Source organism: Flavobacterium columnare NBRC 100251 = ATCC 23463 (assembly GCF_002530675.1).
GTDB classification, from domain to species: Bacteria; Bacteroidota; Bacteroidia; order Flavobacteriales; family Flavobacteriaceae; genus Flavobacterium; species Flavobacterium columnare.
On the sequence record NZ_PCMX01000116.1, the window covers coordinates 1 to 761 of the forward strand.

Genomic DNA, 761 nt, shown 5'->3' on the forward strand with positions numbered 1-761 from the left:
TCGAATCCTGCTCTCCCCACTGATAAAAACCGATAATAACTAAATTATCGGTTTTATTTTTAACCCCTAGCAATCGTGATCAAAAAAGATCAAGTCAAAAACCTGTGGGATTTCTAAATTAAGCAAACAGATTGGTTAGTCTAAATAGGCACATTCAGAAGTAACCACACTTTTGTAAAAAAATAAAAAAATGCCCCATTTTGATTTACAATTTTGGGTCATTTTTGTTTTTTGGCGGATTCAAATGTTTAAAAATTGGTTTTTGGTTCGCAACAGGACGCACGTTCCCCAGTGAGGCTAGTTTTCATTTTTTTATGCTACTAAAGTTTGCTGTTGCTGATAAATTCTTCGCCCTATTTCTAAAGCATTGGCTGTGTGAATGCCAAAGAAAATCCAAAGTATCTCACTTTTTTGGGTTTTGGCTTTGATTTTCTTGAGATGGTAATGTTCCTTTTCCTTGCCAAAACTTCCTTCTAGGCGAGTAGCTCGTTCTTTCTTGATGTGTTGGGCTAAAATTTTGCGTTGTTCTTCATTTTTTCCAGCTTTTCCTTTACGTACAAAATCGGTTTGGATAGTATTGGTTGTAGTGAACGTTCGATTTTTGTTGGTGGCGTAAATGGCATCTGCTCCAAGTATTTTTACTTTTGTTTTAGTTAAATTCTGGGCGCAAAAAACACTGCTTTGCAGACGAGTTCCTTCGTTGAAAGCTCGATATTGAATGTGTTGGATGAAATTGATGCCATCGATTTGAATTTTGTTTA

Annotated in this window: 1 pseudogene; it reads right to left on the reverse strand. The window is 35.7% G+C overall.

What is annotated here, in order from left to right:
• Positions 1-312 precede the first annotated feature (312 nt).
• Positions 313-761: pseudogene (locus tag B0A78_RS12920) on the reverse strand (transposase); the annotation flags it as partial.